The organism is Bdellovibrio sp. HM001, from assembly GCF_055397275.1.
The window spans coordinates 2,121,160-2,141,179 of sequence record NZ_AP029174.1; the positions used below are offsets into that span (position 1 = coordinate 2,121,160).

Annotated in this window: 11 protein-coding genes; 3 read left to right on the top strand and 8 right to left on the bottom strand. The window is 50.3% G+C overall.

Features of this window, described 5'->3' with window-relative positions; translation table 11 throughout:
• Positions 1–13 precede the first annotated feature (13 nt).
• The 3 genes from ACZ5ZZ_RS10235 (at position 14) to ACZ5ZZ_RS10245 (ending at position 5,431) form a co-directional block, all read left to right on the top strand.
• Positions 14–532, top strand: coding sequence for a DUF3617 domain-containing protein (locus tag ACZ5ZZ_RS10235; RefSeq protein WP_464139226.1), 519 nt, complete (start codon positions 14–16; stop codon positions 530–532).
• A 70-nt stretch (positions 533–602) separates the two neighbouring features.
• The gene (locus tag ACZ5ZZ_RS10240; protein ID WP_464139228.1) at positions 603–1,097 is read left to right on the top strand and encodes a hypothetical protein; all 495 of its coding nucleotides are present in this window, start codon (positions 603–605) and stop codon (positions 1,095–1,097) included.
• Positions 1,098–1,165: 68 nt separating this feature from the next.
• Positions 1,166–5,431, top strand: a complete 4,266-nt coding sequence (locus tag ACZ5ZZ_RS10245; protein ID WP_464139230.1) for a hypothetical protein — start codon at positions 1,166–1,168, stop codon at positions 5,429–5,431.
• A 51-nt stretch (positions 5,432–5,482) separates the two neighbouring features.
• Here the strand turns inward: ACZ5ZZ_RS10245 and cysS are convergent, their stop codons facing one another.
• The 8 genes from cysS to recG all read right to left on the bottom strand — a co-directional run bounded on the left by cysS (position 5,483) and on the right by recG (position 19,916).
• The gene (cysS, locus tag ACZ5ZZ_RS10250) at positions 5,483–6,934 is read right to left on the bottom strand and encodes a cysteine--tRNA ligase (protein ID WP_464139231.1); all 1,452 of its coding nucleotides are present in this window, start codon (positions 6,932–6,934) and stop codon (positions 5,483–5,485) included.
• A gap of 9 nt (positions 6,935–6,943) precedes the next feature.
• Positions 6,944–8,425, bottom strand: a complete 1,482-nt coding sequence (gene gltX / locus ACZ5ZZ_RS10255) for a glutamate--tRNA ligase (protein ID WP_464139233.1) — start codon at positions 8,423–8,425, stop codon at positions 6,944–6,946.
• A gap of 91 nt (positions 8,426–8,516) precedes the next feature.
• Entirely contained in the window at positions 8,517–9,011 is a 495-nt protein-coding gene (locus ACZ5ZZ_RS10260; protein ID WP_347357796.1) for a CarD family transcriptional regulator, read from the bottom strand.
• Positions 9,012–9,256: 245 nt separating this feature from the next.
• The gene (locus ACZ5ZZ_RS10265; RefSeq protein WP_464139235.1) at positions 9,257–11,386 is read right to left on the bottom strand and encodes a S8 family serine peptidase; all 2,130 of its coding nucleotides are present in this window, start codon (positions 11,384–11,386) and stop codon (positions 9,257–9,259) included.
• An 82-nt stretch (positions 11,387–11,468) separates the two neighbouring features.
• On the bottom strand, positions 11,469–11,870 hold the full coding sequence (locus ACZ5ZZ_RS10270) for a hypothetical protein (RefSeq protein WP_464139237.1): 402 nt from the start codon (positions 11,868–11,870) through the stop codon (positions 11,469–11,471).
• A 90-nt stretch (positions 11,871–11,960) separates the two neighbouring features.
• Complete coding sequence (locus ACZ5ZZ_RS10275) at positions 11,961–15,161, bottom strand: RCC1 domain-containing protein (protein ID WP_464139238.1); 3,201 nt, start codon at positions 15,159–15,161, stop codon at positions 11,961–11,963.
• Positions 15,162–15,259: 98 nt separating this feature from the next.
• Positions 15,260–17,701 carry a hypothetical protein gene (locus ACZ5ZZ_RS10280; protein WP_464139240.1) on the bottom strand — a complete coding sequence of 814 codons (2,442 nt, stop codon included), beginning with the start codon at positions 17,699–17,701 and terminating at the stop codon, positions 15,260–15,262.
• A gap of 127 nt (positions 17,702–17,828) precedes the next feature.
• On the bottom strand, positions 17,829–19,916 hold the full coding sequence (gene recG / locus ACZ5ZZ_RS10285; protein WP_464130961.1) for an ATP-dependent DNA helicase RecG: 2,088 nt from the start codon (positions 19,914–19,916) through the stop codon (positions 17,829–17,831).
• Positions 19,917–20,020 lie beyond the last annotated feature (104 nt).

The window sequence follows — 20,020 nt, forward strand, 5'->3', positions numbered from 1 at the left end:
CTTGGAGATTTTTATGAAACACCTGCTTCTGACTGCAGCCCTTCTGACTGCCGCTTCCTCGGCCCAGGCCTTTGATATCAAACCGGGCCTGTGGGAAGCCAAGATGACTTTGACCCTGGATGGAAAAGTTTTTGATCCCATGGCGGAAATGAACAAGGCCCTGGCGCAAGTGCCTGCAGAGCAGCGCAAACAAATGGAAGAGATGATGGCCAAGTCCGGCAGCCACATGCCCATTACAAAAGACGGCTATCGCATTTGCTACACTGCCGACATGCTGAACAATCCAAAGTCCGTTATGGATGCCACCAAATCCTGCACCACAAAGGTCACAACTCAAACTGCAAAGAAGCTCTCAGGAACATTCGATTGCCCGAAGGAAGATGCCAAGGGCACTTTTGAATGGACCGCCAAATCCGACACACAATATGAGGGTGTGATGACCGGCAAAAACAGCAAAGGCAAAGACACTGTCATTCGATATGAAGGCAAGTTTATTTCTGCTGATTGCGGCAAAGTGAAGCCTGTAAAATAGCACCCCGACCTCGTTTTTCTTAGAGCTTCCTTTTCATCCCATGCATCATGGGGTTCAAAAGGAGGCTCTTATGTTTTGGGCAAAGACTCTTCTGGCCGCCACGGCCATTTCACTTTCCACTCTTCATGCGGAGGCCTACCCTTCGGTCGGCGATAAAGTTTCCTGGACTGGGGAAATCAATCGCAACGGTGAAACGCTGGGTGTGAAAATCACCAAAGAAATTCTTTCCCGAGACGAACAAAGCCATCTTTGGAAAATCCGTATCGATGCCTCCATCGGTGGCGAAAACAACAGTCATATTGTTGAAACCAAAGACATGTACACACCTGAAAAATTCAAAAGCATCATCGCCGATTGCGTAAGAAACGGTGGCAAGCTGGAAAAGCTCAAGGCCCCGGCTGGCACCTACAACACCTGTAAGATGAGCACGACTCTGGATGATGGAACCTTGATTGAGCGCTGGTGGGGTGACATTCCCTTCGGAGTCGTCAGTAAAATCACTCGGGACTCCGGAAAGTTGCCTATCTCCAAGCCGGATCTGGATTCCATAATTGCCGGACTGTGAACACTTGTATGAATTCGGAAACATTCATTTTTTAAAGATTGTTCCAGAAATTTCCGAAGAGTACGTGGATGATCTCTCTCGCACGTACCAGACAGTTTATCATTTTAAAGCAACCTTGGACCGTCTTGACGACACTGGTGCTTACGCTGCTTTTAAGTGCATGCAGCAAACACAGCAATTTCTATCGCGAGTTTGCCTCAGGAAAAGGCATTGTTTCAACAACGCCGGCGATCAATAATTCCCAACTTAAGGCGAACTCGACTCTGGAGCTGTCTTGGACAATTAAGGACATCACTCTACTGGACTCGTTGGTCATTTTTGAGATCTCCACCAACGCCGGCACCTCCTGGACTGAAGTGGGCCGATCCACCACAAAAGCCAGACGATACTCCTTACAAGTGCCGGACATCGAATCAGATCAAGTTCAGGTTCGCGCATCTTATCTGGATAAAAATGGTTCGAAGTCACCCTTCTTTGAGACTTCGCCACTGGTGGTGGACGTAAATTCCCCCGTGGTGACCCTCAACTCCATGAACACCCATGGAATCTACAAAGGCGGGACCACCAGATCCATTTCTTGGTCAGCCCAGGACATGTCATTTACCGCAACCCCCACAACGCTCTTCTACTCCACGGACGGCGGCGTCTCTTGGCAGGTCATTGCCGACAACCAGCCTCCGACTGGCATTTACTCTTGGACAATCCCGTCTATCAACTCGTCAAACGTACGCATAAAAGTCGCAACCCACGACGTCCATGGAAGATCCTCTGAGGCCGTTTCGACAAAGCCCTTCACCATCGATTCCACAGGGCCCACTTTAAGCGTTCTTTCGCCAGGGGCTAGCGAGAGCTGGAATGGGCTCACCAACAACACCCTAAGTTGGACAAGCTCCGACCTGCACCCAAGCGAAAACCCCATCACCATTGAGTTTTCAAATGATGGTGGAGCAAATTACGTCGTACTTTATAAAAAGATTAAAAATACCGGTTCCCAAATCATCAGCAGCACTGATCTTGCTGCGGTTGTCGATTCGACCAATTGTGTGATCCGAATCACTGCCACAGACCAAGCTGGCAATCAAACCACGGCTGTCTCTCCGACATTCCGCCTTAGTCGCAATCTGCCACAACTGACCTTGACACAAAAAAGACTGAACTACGCAAATGGGGATTTTTATTCGTTCAGCGGAACCTGTGACCGCTCAGCTTCCATGAGTGAAAATCCTGGCGTAGTTGTCACTCCTGCCGCAACTCCGATGCTGCCCACGACAGTTTCTTGTGATGGAGTTTCAGACATCGGAACCTGGAGTTTCAATTCAAATCAGGCCACAGACGGCTCCTACGAATACTCTTTCAGTCAAACAAACAATGTCAGCGACGGTTCAGCAACTATGACTTTAAAGTCAACCTGGATTCGCGACACGGTGATTCCGACAGTTGCATCTCTTCAGATTGAAAAAGGTGCCGAGGTCACAACCAGCCCTTTCGTAGCCGTTGAAATCTCTGCCACAGACAACAGCTCCGCCCCTTTGACCGTGCAGTTGCAAGAGGCCACTGATGAAAATGCCAGTTGTCTTTTTGACAAGTTCGAAAGTTTTGAAATGTCCTCTGCGACAGCCAGTAAGAATCTAAGCCTGCGAGCTGTCGACGGTCTGAAGAAGATTTGTGCCCGTGTTTTGGATCAGGCCGGAAACACATCCGTGATGACCCTCCCGACGGGAGATCTGGGAACCAACGCCGACACCATCGCCTTCGAGGGAAATTCGCCCCCGACGGTCGATTCTTTTGCAGTTTTCAACCCGACCAATCAAAGCAAAAACTTCAATGCCGGTGATCCCGTCCATATATCCTGGGCCGTGAAAGACGCCACAGCTCTGGCCACGTCCCCAATCTCTCTTGATTACACCTTGGACGGATCCACATGGATTCCATTGATAAAGAAATACGGCACACTTGGCACAGGAACTAAAACATATTCGGACTCTTATACCCACTTCTCTGCACCAGCCAGCTACTTCATGGTACGTATCAGCGTAGAGGACCAAGCTGGAAATAAATCATTCCGGGTCAATTCAGCACCCCTCAACGCTCCGAATTGGTCGATCTTCGCAGGCAGCCTCGACAATGGCATCGGAGGAACTCCGAAAACCATCAGTTTCCAGAACTCAAATTCCACGTCCCAGTCCATCGCCGTTCACCCACTGACGGGAGACATCTTCACTGTGTCCGCCATGGGAGTTGTTCGATTCAGCCCCTCTGCCGGTACCAGTGAGTTGGTCATCGGCGTTAACATGGCCGTCAGAAACTGGGCCGACACCGGACTCTCGGCCGATGGAGGAAGTTACACCCTGCCAAAACTGTCTTTAAGCTTCCTGAGCATCTCCTTTGACAACAACGGGCTCCTCTATGTCAGCACCGCTCTTTCCGACAACAGGTCTGTCGCCCGTATCTACCAGTTGGATTTGGAAAAGAAAACATCCCGTCACTACGCCGGCGGCGGGGCTCACTATGATGCCAAACAACTTTCAGGCATCACGGCCCAGGATCTTTCAACCCATCTAGGACCCATCCCGTTTGACGAAGACAATTCACTGTATATGAATGTTCCCTGCTCGACCGCAGGCGACGCTGCAGAGACTCGCCGGCAGCTGGTAAAAATCCCTCAACTCGCTGATGGAACTCCGGGGGCACCCACTCATGTCGCCGGAAACTGTGCTGCGGGAAATGGCGTTAACAATACCCTGGCAACAGAAACTCCGTTTTCCACTGGTTTGTATTATCTCTACTCCAGCCTGGTTGTGCGAGACCGAGGTCAAAAGATCTACCTAGCTCCCTATGGGGGAGCGGTTTACAAGATTATCAACGGCCAACACTACACAACCTCCATCACCAGCACCGCAGCCCGGGGCCTGCTTTGGAGCAACGTCGACAATCATCTCTATGTGGTTCACAACTCTGCGGCCCATGATCTGATTCACAAATGGGCCAATCCAGGATTGGCCCAAACTGCAGGGGAAACTTCTGCTGGGGTTGTCCTGAGCTACAAGGGAACTGCGGGAAATTGCTGGGAAGATGACGTGTACGCCGTTGATGCCTGCAGCTTCCTGGATCTTGCCATGGCCCACGACAAGAATAATAACTTATTCTTCTTAGACGGCCTGAAGCTGAACACAACCGGATCCTACCGGGTTCGCTTCATTGATCCCACAGGTCGAGTGCAAACTATCGCCGGAACTATGCCCTTCTTCGGAAAAGACATGGACAAGATGCTCTTCCGCGCCACTGGCTTGGGCTCGATTTTCTATAAAACCAGCACCGAACCCGGAAGCATCTGGAGCCCTGGATTGTATTTTGCTGATAAAGTGGGCCAGGTTCTAGGATATATTGGCTCTGACAACAAAACAAAAGTGCTTTGGGGCAATCAGGTTAACGGACCAACCACCTATGTCCCAACAGGCACAGCGATTTCTCCGGATATCCCCATGGGCTATCGCTACGCCGAAAATGGCGGTGTACTGACCTTCAACTCCGAGGGGCTTCCGTGGATGCGCGTCTCCAATCGTCTACTGAGTATCGACAAAGATGGTAAAGTCGTCGCAAGACAAACCGGCAGCACAGGCGCTCAGTGGCATACCGCCACGACCCCCTCAACCTCGTCCATGTACGTCTCCGGCGGCAGACAAAATCTTGCGATGAAGAAAGACAGTATCGTCTTCCTTATGGGGAAGTACACAAGCCCACTGAACATTCTGACGGATGACCCTAAGATAAGTGCTTTCAATTTCACTTCCGACACAGTGACAAATATTCTGGGACCTGTGGGAGGTCCCACTCCAGCGCCTGACCAAAGCACTCCAACGGACTTAAGAGGCTTTAACTTATCATCAGTCTGTATAAGTTCTTACTGCGCTTTACAATTCATAGAAAATGATCCGGCTCTGGAAACCGATGATGAACTCTTCTTCATCGAAGGGCTTAAAATTCGCAAGATCACCAACCCCCTGAACCCGGGGGCACAAACACTTCACACTGTTTTTAGCGTCACACCGGACTTTATCACCATCCCATGGGGCGCAACTGGTGACCACAATCAGATCGCGAACTTCTTTGTCACACCAGACAAATCCAGAATTTTCTTTCTGAGCGAAAATAAAATTTACTGCACCATGATTAACGGCAACATTTCTAAGTGGTGCAACGAAACCGCACTTGGTCCATTTGCAGGGGCCGGAGATATTCCCAAACTGCCCAGCCAATTCACCATGATGGATAGCGACACCCTGCTTATCAGCACAGGACGAGTCGTCTTGCGTTTTGATTTCCCGCTGGATTAAATCGCAGGCAAATGGCAGAAAAAAACCCTCTTTCGAGGGCTTTTAAAAGATCTATTTCGTCACTTCCCAGAAGCTGCCTTCCGGTGTGTCACTGACAGAAATTCCCAGGGCGGTGATTTTTGCACGAAGATCATCCGATTTCGCAAAATCCTTGGCGGCGCGAGCCTCCCCGCGCTCAGCCACAAGTTTGTCGACAGCAGCTCTTTCCAGATTCATTTTCTTTAGCAACATATCATCCAGCTTGATCAGGAATTCGTGTGCTGGCTCCTGGAACAGGCTCATGATTGAGCCAACCTTACGAACGAAATTGCGGAATGCCAGAGCTTTACCCTGAATCGCCGGATTTACTTTCATGCCACGACGAACTTGTGCGTTGAACTGACGAACCACCTCAAACACAGCCGCAAAAGTATCCGGAGTGCCGAAGTCATGATTCATGGCCTCTTCCACCTTCTTCCACGCCTCTTGCGTGATCTTGGCAAAGGCGGCATCTTCCTGAGTCACATCCGCAGTCAGATAACTTTCTGCCATTGACAAGGCAGAATACACACGAGACAAGCCCCCGACAGCACGTTCGATGGTCTCATCACTGAATTCGCTCATTGTGCGATAGTGTGCAGACAGAATCATCCATTTATAGATCTCGGCATTGTACATCTCCAGGAATTCCCGCATGGTCACGATATTTCCCAAAGACTTGGACATTTTCTGTCCGCCGAAGTTCAGCATGTTATTGTGCATCCAGTATTTTACGAATGTTTTTCCGGTGCAGCCTTCACTTTGTGCGATTTCATTTTCATGGTGCGGGAAGATCAAATCCATACCGCCACCATGAATGTCAATCTGATCACCGAAAATATTTTTAATCATCGCCGAGCACTCAATGTGCCAGCCCGGACGTCCCGGCCCCCACGGTGACGGCCAGGAAACCTCTCCTGGCTTTGCTGCCTTCCAAAGAGCAAAGTCCATGGGGTTTCTTTTCTTTTCATCAACCTCCACGCGGGCGCCAGCCATCAGATCATCCGTATTGCGGCCACTAAGCTTGCCATAGTCTTTGAAGGATTCGATGGAATAAAGAACATCCCCTTGCGCCTCGTAGGCTTTCTTCTGAGCCACCAAACTTTCCACCATGGAGCGAATATCGTCCATGTGTTCAGTCACCTTGGGGTTCATGTCATGCGGACGAAGCCCCAGCAGCGCGAAATCTTTTTTGTATTCGGCGATGTAGTTTTCAGACAACTCGTTCGGCGACATTCCCAGTTCGTGGGCGCGATTGATAATCTTGTCATCCACATCCGTAAAGTTCAAAGCATAGGTCACTTTGTAACCTGAATGCTCCAGCCAGTTGCGAACCATGTTGAAGACCACCGGACCACGGAAATTTCCCACATGCAGGAAGTTATAAACCGTAGGACCACACACGTACATTTTCACCTGACCCGGAGTCAGTGGTACGAATTCTTCAAGCTGCTTACTTTGCGAGTTGTGGATCTTCAACGACATTTTATTCACCTATACTTTTGCCAGCGCCTGCTCTGCGCGGGACACCAAAGAGGATTTCTTCATCAGCGGCACCAAAGTTTTTAGCTCCGCCCCGTGAGGTTTTCCAATCACCGCCACACGAATTGGCATGAAAAGATGCTTTCCTTTGGCCCCAGTTTGATTCTTCACCTCATCCTGAAGTTTGAGGAAATCGTCTTCCGTCATATAATCCGCAGGGAACGCTGCCACCAGGTCTCTCCATGCCGTCAGAACCGCCTTGGTGGGTTCCCACTTCAGGGTTTCATCTGCTTCTGGAAGGATGACATAGGCCTTGTCATTCAGCGGACGATACAGCTCAATTGCATCGGCCAAAGTTTCCATATAAGGCTTAAACAAATCCAGGGACTTGTTTTGCCATGCCGGATCCTGCGGAAGCTCCATGTGTTCGCGCGCCAGGAACGGCTGAATCGCCTTCCAAAGCTCGGCATTCGGAAGCGCACGCAAGTGCTGTGCATTCACCCACTTGAATTTCACACGGTCAAAGATCGCTCCGGAAGGATTCAGACGGGAAATATCAAAGACCTGCTTCATATCCTCCACAGACAAAAGCTCACGCCCTTGAGGATCGGACCAGCCCAACAAAGCAATAAAGTTCAACACAGCACTGGCCAAGTAACCTTCGTCTTTGAGTTGACCGCAAGCCACGGCGCCTTTGCGCTTGGAAAGTTTTTGACGATCTTCATCCAAGATCAAAGCCATGTGACCGAATTCCGGGATTTCCCAATTCATCGCCTCATAGATCATCAACTGGCGCAACGTGTTTGGCAGATGCTCTTCCGCACGGAAGACATGGGTGATTTTCATCAAGTGGTCATCCACCACGCAACAGAAGTTGTAAACCGGCATACCGTCAGAGCGAAGCAACACGAAGTCCCCCACCATGTCTGACGGGAACTTCACTTCACCACGGACCAGATCGGTGAAGACATAGTCTTTCTCAAGACCCTTGGTTTTATAACGAACCACCGCTTTGTCGCCCGTCTTCAGGCGCTCTAAAGCTTTTTCCAGCGGCCAGTCCTGATACGGCGACTGCAAATGTGCAAAGCTGCCATTGGCCTTGGCTTCTTCTTTTTGCTTTTCAATTTCCGCCTCGGTCATGAAGCAGTAATAGGCTTTGCCTTCTTTCAGAAGTTTGTCGGCAATTTCCTTATAAATATGCAGGCGCTCACTTTGGCGGTAAGGACCGTGGGGCCCCACATCTTTCAGTGTCACAGGGTCAACGCCCTCATCCCACATCAAGCCCAGCCAAACCAGATCATCCACCACCCCACGCAAAGATTCTTGTGTGGAGCGAGCCTCATCCGTGTCTTCGATGCGCAGAATGAATTCACCGCCGTTTTTCTTAGCAAAAAGATAGTTATAAAGAGCCGTACGCGCACCACCCACGTGCAGATAACCCGTTGGGGAAGGAGCAAAACGAACACGAACATGCGGAGAAATTTTAGCGGACATAAGAACTCCAAGAGCCTGAAACCAGCCTAAAAAACAAAAGGGCCTGGTTGTTAAACCAAGCCCCGAATTTATTATGTTTTTTGGAAATCGTCTAGCCTGTAATGCCGAAGATGGCTTTAACTTCTTCCTCTTTGAAGAGCTCTTCTTGGCTGGTGGCCAAAGTGAGTTCTTTTAGAAGAAGCGTGCGCGCAGAGTCCAACATCTTGCGCTCACCGAAGGACAGCTCTTTGTCCGCTTTCAGCAGGAACAAATCGCGCAAAACTTCAGCAATCTCGAACACGGAGCCTGTTTTGATTTTCTCCATGTATTCACGATAACGGCGGTTCCAGGTCTGATTGTCGATCTTGATGTCTTTTTCTTTAAGGATTCCAACAACTCTGGAAGCTTCTGACTTGGAAATGATCGGACGAAGACCTGCGGACTTTACATTCGTCGTTGGGATCATGATTTTCAAACCCGTGTCTACCAACTGCATGTTATAGAACGTAGTTTTAGTTCCCAACATTTCCTTGGTTTCAATAGAAACCACTTTAACAACGCCATATCCAGGATAAACTGCATTATCACCGACATCAAACGTCTGCATTCACGAACCTCCCCAAGGATAAAAGGGACACATCCATTGATCTAAGCTTTAAGCTAGACTTTTGGACAGACTTACAACCTCGACTGTTCTATCAAATTTGACACGAGTTATCAAACAAGAGCAGTGCATTGGAAAGAATTTCAGAGTGTTTATCAAACTTTAAACAGCGCCCCCAAACGACAAAAGGCCCGGACGCACCCGAGCCTTTTGCCTGTATTTTCAAATACTTAAAACACTATCTTCGACTATTTTGCTGTATAGACTAGAGCATAAGCTTGAGCGCCGTTTTTACCCTGTGGAACCTTGAAGCCCTTTACTGTCAGCTTGTAAGTTCCAGCCGGCAGGTCCGACTTTTCGATCATCTCAAGATTGTTGATGTGATCGTTCATGCTCAAAGTTTGCCCATTTGGCATCGTCAGAACCAGATCCAGATCGTTCACCAACGCTTGCGCGGCATTGGCAGAACCCGGAGCATCTGTCCAAACAAGGTTCGCATACAGGCTGCCAGGATTTGCCAATGTGAATTCATAAGTCACTTCAGCACCTTGTGCAACACCTTGGCGATTGTCGATGAAGACTGTCCCCGCACCCAAGTTCGCGATGTTGGAAACGTCCACACGACCATAACCTTCATCCGAGTTTGGACGACGAGTCAAAATCTCCTGCCCACGGGATGCACCCACCTCACCGTACTGACCTGGGAACATGTCCACCGCCGTGTGAAGCATAGTTGCTTTCATCAACGCCGCAGATGGAGTCGCGATGCCGATTTTTTCAACAAGAACCTGACGAGCGATCGCCGCAGCCCCTGCTGTCAGAGGTGTCGCCATGGAAGTTCCACCGGACCAAACGTAGTCTTTATTGTAAGCACCCCAAAGTGGCGAAGCATCCTTTTCTTGAGAGAACACACTCAGGATATTTGTGCCCGGAGCCACGATGTCTGGTTTCGTACGACCATCTTGAGTCGGACCACGAGAAGAGAACATCGCAATACCATCAGCTTTATCTGAAATGTAAGAACTGTAGATCGGCTCTGCGGGCCACTCATCTTTGGCTGCACGAAGTTGTTTAATAGGAACCTGGATCCCACCGGAAGAAGTCACGTTTTCAGAAGCGCCCACGGTCAGCACATTCTTCGCTGTGCCTGGAGAAGCCATGGAGTTCGCATCAATACGGCCGTCTTTATTTTTATCCGCACCACTGTTTCCAGCCGCAAACAAAATCAGCATATCTGGGTTTGCGTAGGACCACTCATCCACCTGAATAGCAAAGTTGTCATAAGCACCGAAGGTACGCGCCCCACCCCAAGAGTTGGTGTGAATACGAGCGCCATCAGCATAAGCTTTTGCAAACAAATCCCCTAGTTTGGACGGAACACTCAAGTTCTTCATCATCGGAGACCACATGCCCTCAGCCACCATGTTGGCTTCATAAGCGCCGCCTTTGAGCAGACCTTTGGACGCTGTTCCGCGACCCATAACCGAACCAGCCACGTGAGTTCCGTGACCCATTGGATCTGACCAGGATTTAGACCACAAACCAAACGGATAGCCAGAGATCACACCGCCAGCGAAATCCTGATGGATCGCGCCAGTGTTACCGGAATCCAAACCTGTATCTGCCATGGAGACTGTCTGACCACGGCCTGCGTAACCCATGGCCCATGCAGCATCGAAGTTCATCAAGCGCGTGCCGGACTCATCACCTTTAAGATCTGTGTAATCGCCCGCTGCTGCCGCGGAAACATCGTCCGCCAAGTTCTGATCCATCGCAAAATGGAAGGATTCGATCACCGGTGCTGGTTGAATATGTTCAACCCCTGTCAAAGCCGCCACCGCCGGAACAAGTCCGCGAGGAATCAAGGCTGTGATATGCTTTCCATCCACAACTTGAACAGACACTTTAACATCCATTTTTTCAATTTTGGATGCGACCACTTCCACTTCATTGGCCTTGAACGTGTTCACAAGCACTGCCACCATGGAGTCTTTATTAAAGACGCTGGCAGGAGTGAAGTCCTTGCTGACTTTATAGGTATTGGCGTACTTCACCACCGCCTGAACACCGGCATGGGAGTTTTTGAACTTCATCAAATCAGAATAAGTGCCACGAACCACCAAAGCATCATCGGGAAGATAACCGAAGACTTCGAACTGGGCTTTGAGAGCCGCCTTGTCTCTTTCGGTGACAGCTTTTTTGAACTGCACGATGTATTCCGTCGCACGGACTTCCATCGCCCAAGTCGCTGCATAAGTGCTAGAAAGTTTATTTGTATCCACAGCACCGGCATTGAGTTTCAAAACCGTGCCCGCTTGCGCTGCGCTGACAGAAAGAACCACAGTCGAAACTGCAAGACCCTTCACAAGATGTTTCATAATACCCCCTCTGATCACAAAATCAGATCACGACCGAAGTTCAGTCGCAAGGGGTACTTAGAATATTGATGCGGTGGGTGATTTAAAGTTGATGAGCCATCACTGCCAAAGACAAATTCCCCGCAGTGCGCCCCTTGGAATTCATGCCAAATTCCATCTCTTGATTATCTGGAGCAAATATCTGAGCCCGCTCAGTCAACTTCTGCTGCCCACGAACACGCTTTGTGACCGTCACATCCAGATACAATCCGTCTTTTTTATTCACCTGGGATTTGCGAGCATAGACTTCGACCAAAGTTTCATTTTGTCCGTCGTCAGAAATTTCACTGACAAAACTTTTTTTGCCGGATTTAGCCACAGTATTCACAGAAATAGGTGCTGAACCCTTCAAGCCGACACGCATGTTCACCTTGTAGGCCGGTGCTGCCGCCCAAGAGTTCATAGAAAAGAAAATTGTTGCCGTTACTACGCTGAGAATCTTCATAAGAGCACATCCTTGTGATCTTTAAAAAGCATGACAAACAAAGATCCCGGATGCAACAGCAAAATGTTCGGTCGTTTTTCCGCGACGCTCTTAATCGGCGAAGATCACGCCACTGGAGTTCCCGCCCAAGCTGGAGTCTCCCCAAGTAACAACAGTCCCGTTGTCTTTCAGAGCTGCAAAGGCTCCCTCGGTGGCATAGACAGCCTTCACTCCCGAGGCAAGTTTAGAGGCGACTGCGACGGAACTACCACCGTATGCACTGTCACCCCAAGTGACAACGACACCGTCGGATCTGAGCGCGGCAAAAGCACGCGCCGAAGACGCGACTTCTTTGATGTAACTCAACGAAGAGCTGACGGATGACACGTCGGCCCCGGCGGCAGCGTCACCTGCTGTCTGTATCGAACCATTGTCCAACAAGAAGACTGTGGCTGCCAAATTGGTAAAGGCACGAATAAAACGATGTGAAAAATTCGTATTTAAAGTCGCGTTTCCAGCCCCGGTCGCACTGTCACCCCAGCTCACCACACTGCCATCAGCCTTGTTGGCAAAGAAACCTTTCCCGGTCGAAGTGACTCTTAAAACATTCGACACCAAGGATGCGCTGACCGAAGAACTGTCGCCTCCATAAACAGGATCCCCCCAAGAAACAACAGCTCCCAAAGGTTTCACCACCGCAAAGGCCCGGTCTGACGGAATCACGCTGACAACTCCACTGTTCAGTGAAGCTGCAACAGACGAGGAATTTCCACCCGCCAAGGCATCACCCCAGGTCACCAGACTGCCATCATCCTGCAAGGCCGCAAATGCTCTTTTGTTAGAATAGATTTGGACAGTTTTTGAGCTCAGCGCCCCCAGCACTGCGGCACCATCCCCACCCGCACTCGCCTCACCCCAAGTAACAACACTTCCGTTGTCCTTTAACGCAGCAAAAGCCGTCTCAGTGGAATAAAGACGAATAACACCCGTCAACTGACCTGCCACAGAGGAGCTGTCCCCCCCGGAAGCCGCATGCCCCCAGGTCACAACTGTCCCGTTCGCTTTGAGTGCGGCAAAGCTTCGACTGTTCGCAAAGACAGCCTTCACTCCGGAGCTCAACAAGGCACTTGCCGCCCCCACATCTCCGCCATAATCAGAGGCTCCCCATGCGACCACAGAGCCATTGGATTTTAGAGCCGCAAAGGCACGCTCAGTATTATACAAATCTTTCACTCCAGAAGCGACCGCCGCACTTGAGAAGTTGGCGATTTCACCACCCCAACTCACCACGGAGCCATCTGTTCTTAAAGCGGCGAAGGCCTTTTTCGATGCAATAACTTTTTTCGTCGACTTATAGGGACCGCCGAGAGAGGCCGATATGGCACTGGTGTCACTGTCTAAGCCCCAGGACACAATCGTTCCGTCATCTTTTAAGGCATTAAAAGTACCATAGTTTGAAGTCACCTTGATCACTCCGGAAGCAAGTGAAGGAGCCACCGCCGTGGCATCCCCACCATAAGAGGCCGAACCGGAGACCTGAACGGAACCATCGGATTTGAGAACAGCATACCCTCCGCCACCAGTCACACTTGTCGCCACGCCATCGGCAGCAACCAGCTCTGTGGCTGCTCCCGTACTATTGCTGATATCATAAACAGCCCCGTTGCTTTTATAAGCTATCAGACGACTTCCCAAAGCTTCGATGTCTGAAACGCCTGACGCCAACTCAGGGGGCGAGGCCGAAAACGGAGTAAAGCCTCCCCAAATAAAGACGGAACCACTGGAACTCAGGGTTACAAAAGTACTGCCTCCAGAGCATAAAATTTTACGATTGTTTTGAAGCTGAGCCAAATGCGCCGAGGGATCCCCACCCGCAGCCACTCGTCCCCAGGTGATCACCGAACCATCGGCTTTACGTCCTGCAAACGCTCCTTCGTTGTTCGCACAAAGCAGCTCGATAACCCCCGGCGGGGCCACTGCAGAGCCACCATAAGTTGAGTCCCCCCAGTGATAGATAGACCCATCAACACGCATGGCCGACCAGGCGATTCTTCGACCAGCTGCCGCGATGACTCCAGAGCCTGCAGAAGAAATTTGACTCGGAACCGAGCCCTCTCCATACAAACCACCCCACGCAACAGCGCTTCCATTGGCTTTCAATGCTAAAAAGCTATCCCTTGCCGCCATGAGCTTGTAGACACCACTATTGGCAGCCGTCGCTGAGCTTGGTGGATTTCCTCCCGTGTGAAAGTATCCCCAGCCAAAGACCGTCCCGTTACTTCTAAGACCTGAAAAGGCTTCTTGGTTAGACACCATCGAAACGATATGCTGAGCAGAGGCCACTGAGGAGACGCCGCGTGAACTTCCCCAATTGACCAAAGTTCCATTCGTCTTCAGAGCCGTAAATGCATTTTCGTAGTTGGCGCCGAGAACGGTTTGAACCCCGGACTTGATGGCATTCTGAGTGGCCGTATCCATCACCGTCACTGATGTATCCCAACCCCACGGAACAAAAGAGCCATCCCCCAGCAAAACTCCCGAAGTTCTTCGGGTATTGAAAATGTCTGCCACTTTGTAGATCTTCACGGGGATTGCAAAGGATCGCGAGTCCGTGATGCTGTTTCCGGCAGCGTCTTCATAGGTCACGTCCACATTAAAGCTTCCCGCCCCAACACCCGTCACATCAAGGTCAGCAGTCCACGTTCCAGCGCTGCACGAAACCGTGTTATTAGCAGGATGATTCAAATAAATATCAGTCCCTTCATTATCACAAACACCACTGACAACAAAACTGCGGCTGTCTGCAACCGCACTTCCGGCAGCAGGAGAAGTGATCTCAATAAAGGGAGCCACGTTATCCACAGTGATCAAAAAAGGCGAGGCGGTCTGAACGCTTGATTTTCCATCGCTGCTTCTGGCGACTCCGGGAGCCACGCCGACACTGACCGTCCCATCTCCGGTGCAGTTGTACAACTCGACATAGTACCCCTCAGAACTATCAAAATAGACTTCACATGTGGCAGAACTGCCATTTACGATTAAATCGGTTTCATCAATTTCAATTGTGTCTGCATTGGTAAACTGCAGTTCAAACCAGGCATAGCTGTCATAATTCACACGCAGCCGTGAGGGTGAAGTAAAGGTGACAGCGGGCCCACTGAGCACAGGGAGGCCATCGTCAGGAGTCACGTCCTCCAACAACCGAGAAGCCGTCTCATTAACCAGGGAGGCATCCAAAGAGCATCCTGCCAAAAACAAAAATAGCAGAGACCTCGACAGCTTGTGAAACGTTCTGGAGATTAAATGAGTCATGTCTCACTTATCGGTGTTTCGCGAGTGGGCCGGGAGAGCACAAAACAAAAAATGATAAAAATCTATGTCTCAGAATAAGACTCTATGGGGTTCAAACCTCATTTTGTCGCGATAACCCTGAGAATGGTTCGTGCCCCCAAATAGGCGTCGTTGTAGGTGTAGTTCAAGAGGACTTCAGAATCCCCCAAAACAATAAATTTTCTTTCGACCAACTCGGTTTCATACTCGCCTGCGATCTCGCCGGCCTCAACCCGTTGTCTGACACTTTCTACGATCACCCACGAACCGGGAGTTTCTCCCGCGGTCACCACCGCATAATCATGATCCGGATCTTCTGTCAGATAATACGCCTGCCCGTTCACCCAACTGATGTCAATCGTCCCCGTCGGAGCCGTGGCTTGCAAAATCCAGGTTTGCCCTTGATCCACTGAGCGGAAGAAGTTCGCTCCTTCATAAACCCAAACATCCCCAGCGGGGCTGAATCTTAAACTGAATCTTAACGACCAATAATTGATATTACCAGGTCCACGCAGCACCTCGGTCCACGTTGCACCACCATCGGCAGAACGATGAACCGCTATGGTTCCATTGGCATTCACCCTTTCCATGATCATCAGGAATATGTTTCCCGAATTATCAACACTAAGACCCTTGGCACGAATCTCGTTCACTCCCCCGGGAAGCGTGAAGGTCTTTAGCAGATTCCACGAGGTCCCATCTGAGGTCTTTCTGAAATACACATTGGAACCGTCGTCAGAAACAAAATAAGTCTCGGTTGAGTCGTTGGTACCCAGGAACACGAGTCCACTGGTTCCTGCCATGGAAAAGACATCAGTCCACACACCGCCATCGACAGTACGCCGGATGATTTTGTTCCCGTCACGGTCGCCAGCTGCATAGATTGCCCCATCGTGCCCTTGAAGCAGATCGTCGGCATTGATATAGCCACTCGACACAAATCTGTCTGAATCCTGCCATGTCACACCGTTGTCTGAACTTTTGGATATCAGCCAGGGCCACCCTCCATCCATGTCTCCGGTGTCCACGATGGCGTAAAGCTCCGTGGGTGAAGTGCGAATGACTTTTTCCATTGTGCTCCAGAAGGCCCACTGAAAACGCACATCTCCTGCCAAGCTCCATGTCGCACCGGCATCCGCAGACGAGGCCACGGTTGATTGATATCCCTGATCATTGTAAGAGAAGGCCAAAACCTTGTTGCTGGAAGGATGTGCCACCACCGTCAGACCGTAGGGATCTTTCGCATTACCAAACAAAGCATCCAGATCCACCGGTGTCCATGTGACGCCATCAGTGGAAGTAACAACTTTCCAATCGTTGGGATTAGAGCTGCGACTGCCTCCAGTGGCGATCAGAACCCCTGACGAGGTCACCGTCATCCCCTGTAAAAGATCGAGCCCTGAATAAACCTGCGACCAGGTCACCCCACCATCTGCGGTCTTATAAATCTTGCCACTTCCGGCAGAGCAGGAATAGTAGGCTGTGTTGTCATCAAGGACCCGCAAATTCCCTCTGAGTTCATAGTCGCCATAGTTCGTTACAGCGGGAAGTGTCGTCGCGGGTGTCCATCCCCAAACTCCCGCAGTCAACACACCCTTAAGAAAGTACATGTTATTGGCGACTCCGGATCGCCCCATCACGAACAACTCTCCTGATGGGGAAACACCCACTTGATATGCAGAGATCTCATTACCACCGGCCAGGGGCGCGCTGTGATAAATTGTCTGCCAAGTGACACCATCATCCTTACTTTCACGAATGGCCCATCCTTGGTCTCCGTACCCGACAGAATAAATAAATCCTGTCAGAGGCGAAACTGCAATGTCATAACAAACATAGTCTTCTCCAGCCACTTCCCACCAGGAATCCGATGTCGTCCAGGTTGTGCCGGCATCAGTAGAGCGTCGGATAAACCAAACCGAATTGGGATCCTGAGCCGTGCTGTTATAGGAGTAACCATAGCCACAGGCAAAGACCGTGTTGCCTTTTGCCACCATGGCCATGGCATGGGACTCACCATAATAGTGGACACCCATAAAATGATCCACACGACTCCAGGTCACACCGTCGTCTGTACTGCGATAGGTAGCCCAGCGTTCGCCGGAATTATCACTGGCCGTTGCTATTGCTAACACCGCCCCGGAAGACAGCCATACCGCATCTGAAATAAAATTCTGATCTTGTGCTGACTGAGGCATTTCAACTCTGCGAAACTCGCGAAAACCCCGGCGATGAACCGTGACTGCGAATTTTTTCCCAAGACTGTCGACAACTTCCAGAACCTCTTCAATCAACGGAGCATTCGGAGGAATCACATAGAGACCCGTCGTGATGTCAAGATAGCCGGAGGTTGAGGCACTATAAGTATAAGGAGGAATTCCCCCCAGTGGTTCGATGGTTTTTGAGGAGCCGACTTCCATCGTGATAGCCAGAGGGATGCGACCATCCCCCTCCACAGCGCCATTTGAAAGCTGATCTTTAATCAGGGAGGCGTCAAGAGAGCACCCTAGGCACAATGCCATACCAATAAAAACAAACAACCGATACGTCCAAGTGTTTTGCAGCATATCTCTTTATCGGCGTTCTGTGCTGCCTATTTTATAGGCCAAAACAATAAATACTCGTAATCCTGTCTCAGAACGAGATGGTCTACGCAATACCCGCCAGAGCTGCAGGCCCATGTTCACGCAGGAGTTCCTCTTTCAACCCCTGGTTTTCAAGATAAGACAACTTCGGATCTTTTCTCAGAACCTCAAAGGCCGCTTCACGAGCCTCTTGCAAGATGGCCATGTCACGCACCAAATTCGCCAGTTTGAATCCGGAAAGACCGGACTGTTTGGTGCCCATGAACTCGCCGGGACCGCGCATTTCAAGGTCGAACTCAGCGATCTTAAATCCATCCGAGGTTTTTTCCATCATCTCGGTGCGCTGTTTGCCTTCTTCCGACACCGCATATCCCATGATCAGAATGCAGAAACTTTTATGTTCGCCCCGCCCGACCCGGCCGCGCAACTGGTGTAGCTGGGATAAACCAAAACGCTCGGCATGTTCGATGATCATGATATTGGCATTCGGCACATCCACGCCGACTTCGATCACCGTCGTGGACACCAGAACCTGAATTTCATGACGACGGAACTGATCCATGACCTGATCTTTTTCATCCGGTTTCATCTTTCCGTGCAACAGCCCGAACTTCACCTGTGGATAAAGTTGCTTGAGCTTTTCGTATTCAGAAACCGCATCTTTAAGATCAATCTTTTCGCTTTCTTCGACCAGAGGGTAAACGATGTAGGCTTGACGGCCTTTCTGCAGTTGTTCCAGCATAAACTGCAACGCCTGAGGTCGCTTGCTTTCAAATGTGGCCCTGGTCTGAATCGGACTGCGCCCGGCTGGCATCTCATCGATGATAGAAACATCCAGGTCACCATACACGGTCATCGCCAACGTTCTTGGGATCGGCGTTGCCGTCATCACCAAAAAGTGCGGCGAGTTTCCTTTGTTCTTCAGAACTCCGCGCTGTTCAACACCGAATCTATGTTGTTCGTCGATGATCACCAGCCCCAAATTACTGAATTGGACATCATCTTCGATCAGCGCGTGGGTACCAATGATCAAATCGATTTCACCGCTGCCAAGGGCTGCCAAAAGTTGCTTTTTTTCTGAAGCTTTGGTCTTCCCGACTAAAAGTCCCAGACGAATCCCCAAGGGTTCCAGAACTTTTTTGGCATTCTTAAAGTGCTGTTCTGCCAGGATTTCAGTCGGCGCCATCAAACAGGACTGATAACCACTTTCCGCGACATAAAGGGCCGCCATAAAGCTGACCAGTGTCTTTCCGCTTCCCACATCCCCTTGAACCATTCGGTGCATGGGATGTCCACGTTCCAAATCTTTTTTGATCTCGGTGAAAACACGCTTCTGAGCCCCAGTCATTTCAAAAGGCAGCGACTGCGCCAGTGTTTTAAGCTTTTCGCCACTGTTTCTGATCTGTGGCGCCCCTTCTTTCTGGAAGCCCGCTTTTTTGGACGCCAGATAAAGTTCCAACCAGAAGAATTCATCAAAGATGATTCTTTTTTGGGCCGGTGTTTTAAACTCGGCATATTCCTTCGCCCTGTTCGGGTCCGGGAAGTGAATGTCCTTCAAGGCATCCTTGCGCGGAATCAGGTTGTACTTTTCCCGCATCCACTTGGGCAAAGCCTCTTCCGGCCATTCTTCAATCTGTGCAAAGGCCGAACGCACCAGCTTCATGATCTTGGCTGTCGCCAGACCTTCGATTTCTGTATACAGCGGAATCAAGGCGTCCTGAGCTTCTTCATCAGGCTCAACATCCTTGATGTCAGGATGGTGGAACTCGATGCGCCCGCGGTATTCGGTCACCTTGCCAACGACACGAACCTCGGTGAAGGGCTTAAAGCGCTCGAAGTAACCTTTGTAGGGTACACGGAAGTATTTGCAGTGAATCTGGCCCGAGGCATCCCGCAAAACCACGTCATACATCTTCCGCGCGGAGCGGCCCATGTTTATGCTATGAACCGCCACCACGGTGGCTTTGATACTGACAATATCGTCGGGACGAAGGCTTGCGATATTCCGAGCCGCCCGTTGATCTTCATAGGCCCGGGGATAAAACTCAAAAAGATCCCCAAGAGTCTTTAGACCCTTACGGGAAAACAGATCCCCCAATTTGGGACCCACTCCTTTAAGATATTGAATCTCGGTATTCAAACGCAACGCCATGGCCTCCGATTATTTCTGATTCCGACGACAAGTCAATGAATGCATCCCTGTGACATCGGGCTTTCTGCAGTCTCGGATTGGCACGTTGTAAGAGAATCTCAACC

What these genes read in the sequence shown, in the direction of transcription:
- recG (WP_464130961.1), bottom strand. Translation starts at nt 19,916, where the DNA reads ATGGCGTTGCGTTTGAATACCGAGATTCAATATCTTAAAGGAGTGGGT.
- cysS (WP_464139231.1), bottom strand. Translation starts at nt 6,934, where the DNA reads ATGTCGTTGAAGATCCACAACTCGCAAAGTAAGCAGCTTGAAGAATTC.
- ACZ5ZZ_RS10235 (WP_464139226.1), top strand. Translation starts at nt 14, where the DNA reads ATGAAACACCTGCTTCTGACTGCAGCCCTTCTGACTGCCGCTTCCTCG.
- gltX (WP_464139233.1), bottom strand. Translation starts at nt 8,425, where the DNA reads ATGTCCGCTAAAATTTCTCCGCATGTTCGTGTTCGTTTTGCTCCTTCC.
- ACZ5ZZ_RS10245 (WP_464139230.1), top strand. Translation starts at nt 1,166, where the DNA reads ATGATCTCTCTCGCACGTACCAGACAGTTTATCATTTTAAAGCAACCT.
- ACZ5ZZ_RS10275 (WP_464139238.1), bottom strand. Translation starts at nt 15,161, where the DNA reads ATGACTCATTTAATCTCCAGAACGTTTCACAAGCTGTCGAGGTCTCTG.
- ACZ5ZZ_RS10260 (WP_347357796.1), bottom strand. Translation starts at nt 9,011, where the DNA reads ATGCAGACGTTTGATGTCGGTGATAATGCAGTTTATCCTGGATATGGC.
- ACZ5ZZ_RS10280 (WP_464139240.1), bottom strand. Translation starts at nt 17,701, where the DNA reads ATGGCATTGTGCCTAGGGTGCTCTCTTGACGCCTCCCTGATTAAAGAT.
- ACZ5ZZ_RS10240 (WP_464139228.1), top strand. Translation starts at nt 603, where the DNA reads ATGTTTTGGGCAAAGACTCTTCTGGCCGCCACGGCCATTTCACTTTCC.
- ACZ5ZZ_RS10265 (WP_464139235.1), bottom strand. Translation starts at nt 11,386, where the DNA reads ATGAAACATCTTGTGAAGGGTCTTGCAGTTTCGACTGTGGTTCTTTCT.
- ACZ5ZZ_RS10270 (WP_464139237.1), bottom strand. Translation starts at nt 11,870, where the DNA reads ATGAAGATTCTCAGCGTAGTAACGGCAACAATTTTCTTTTCTATGAAC.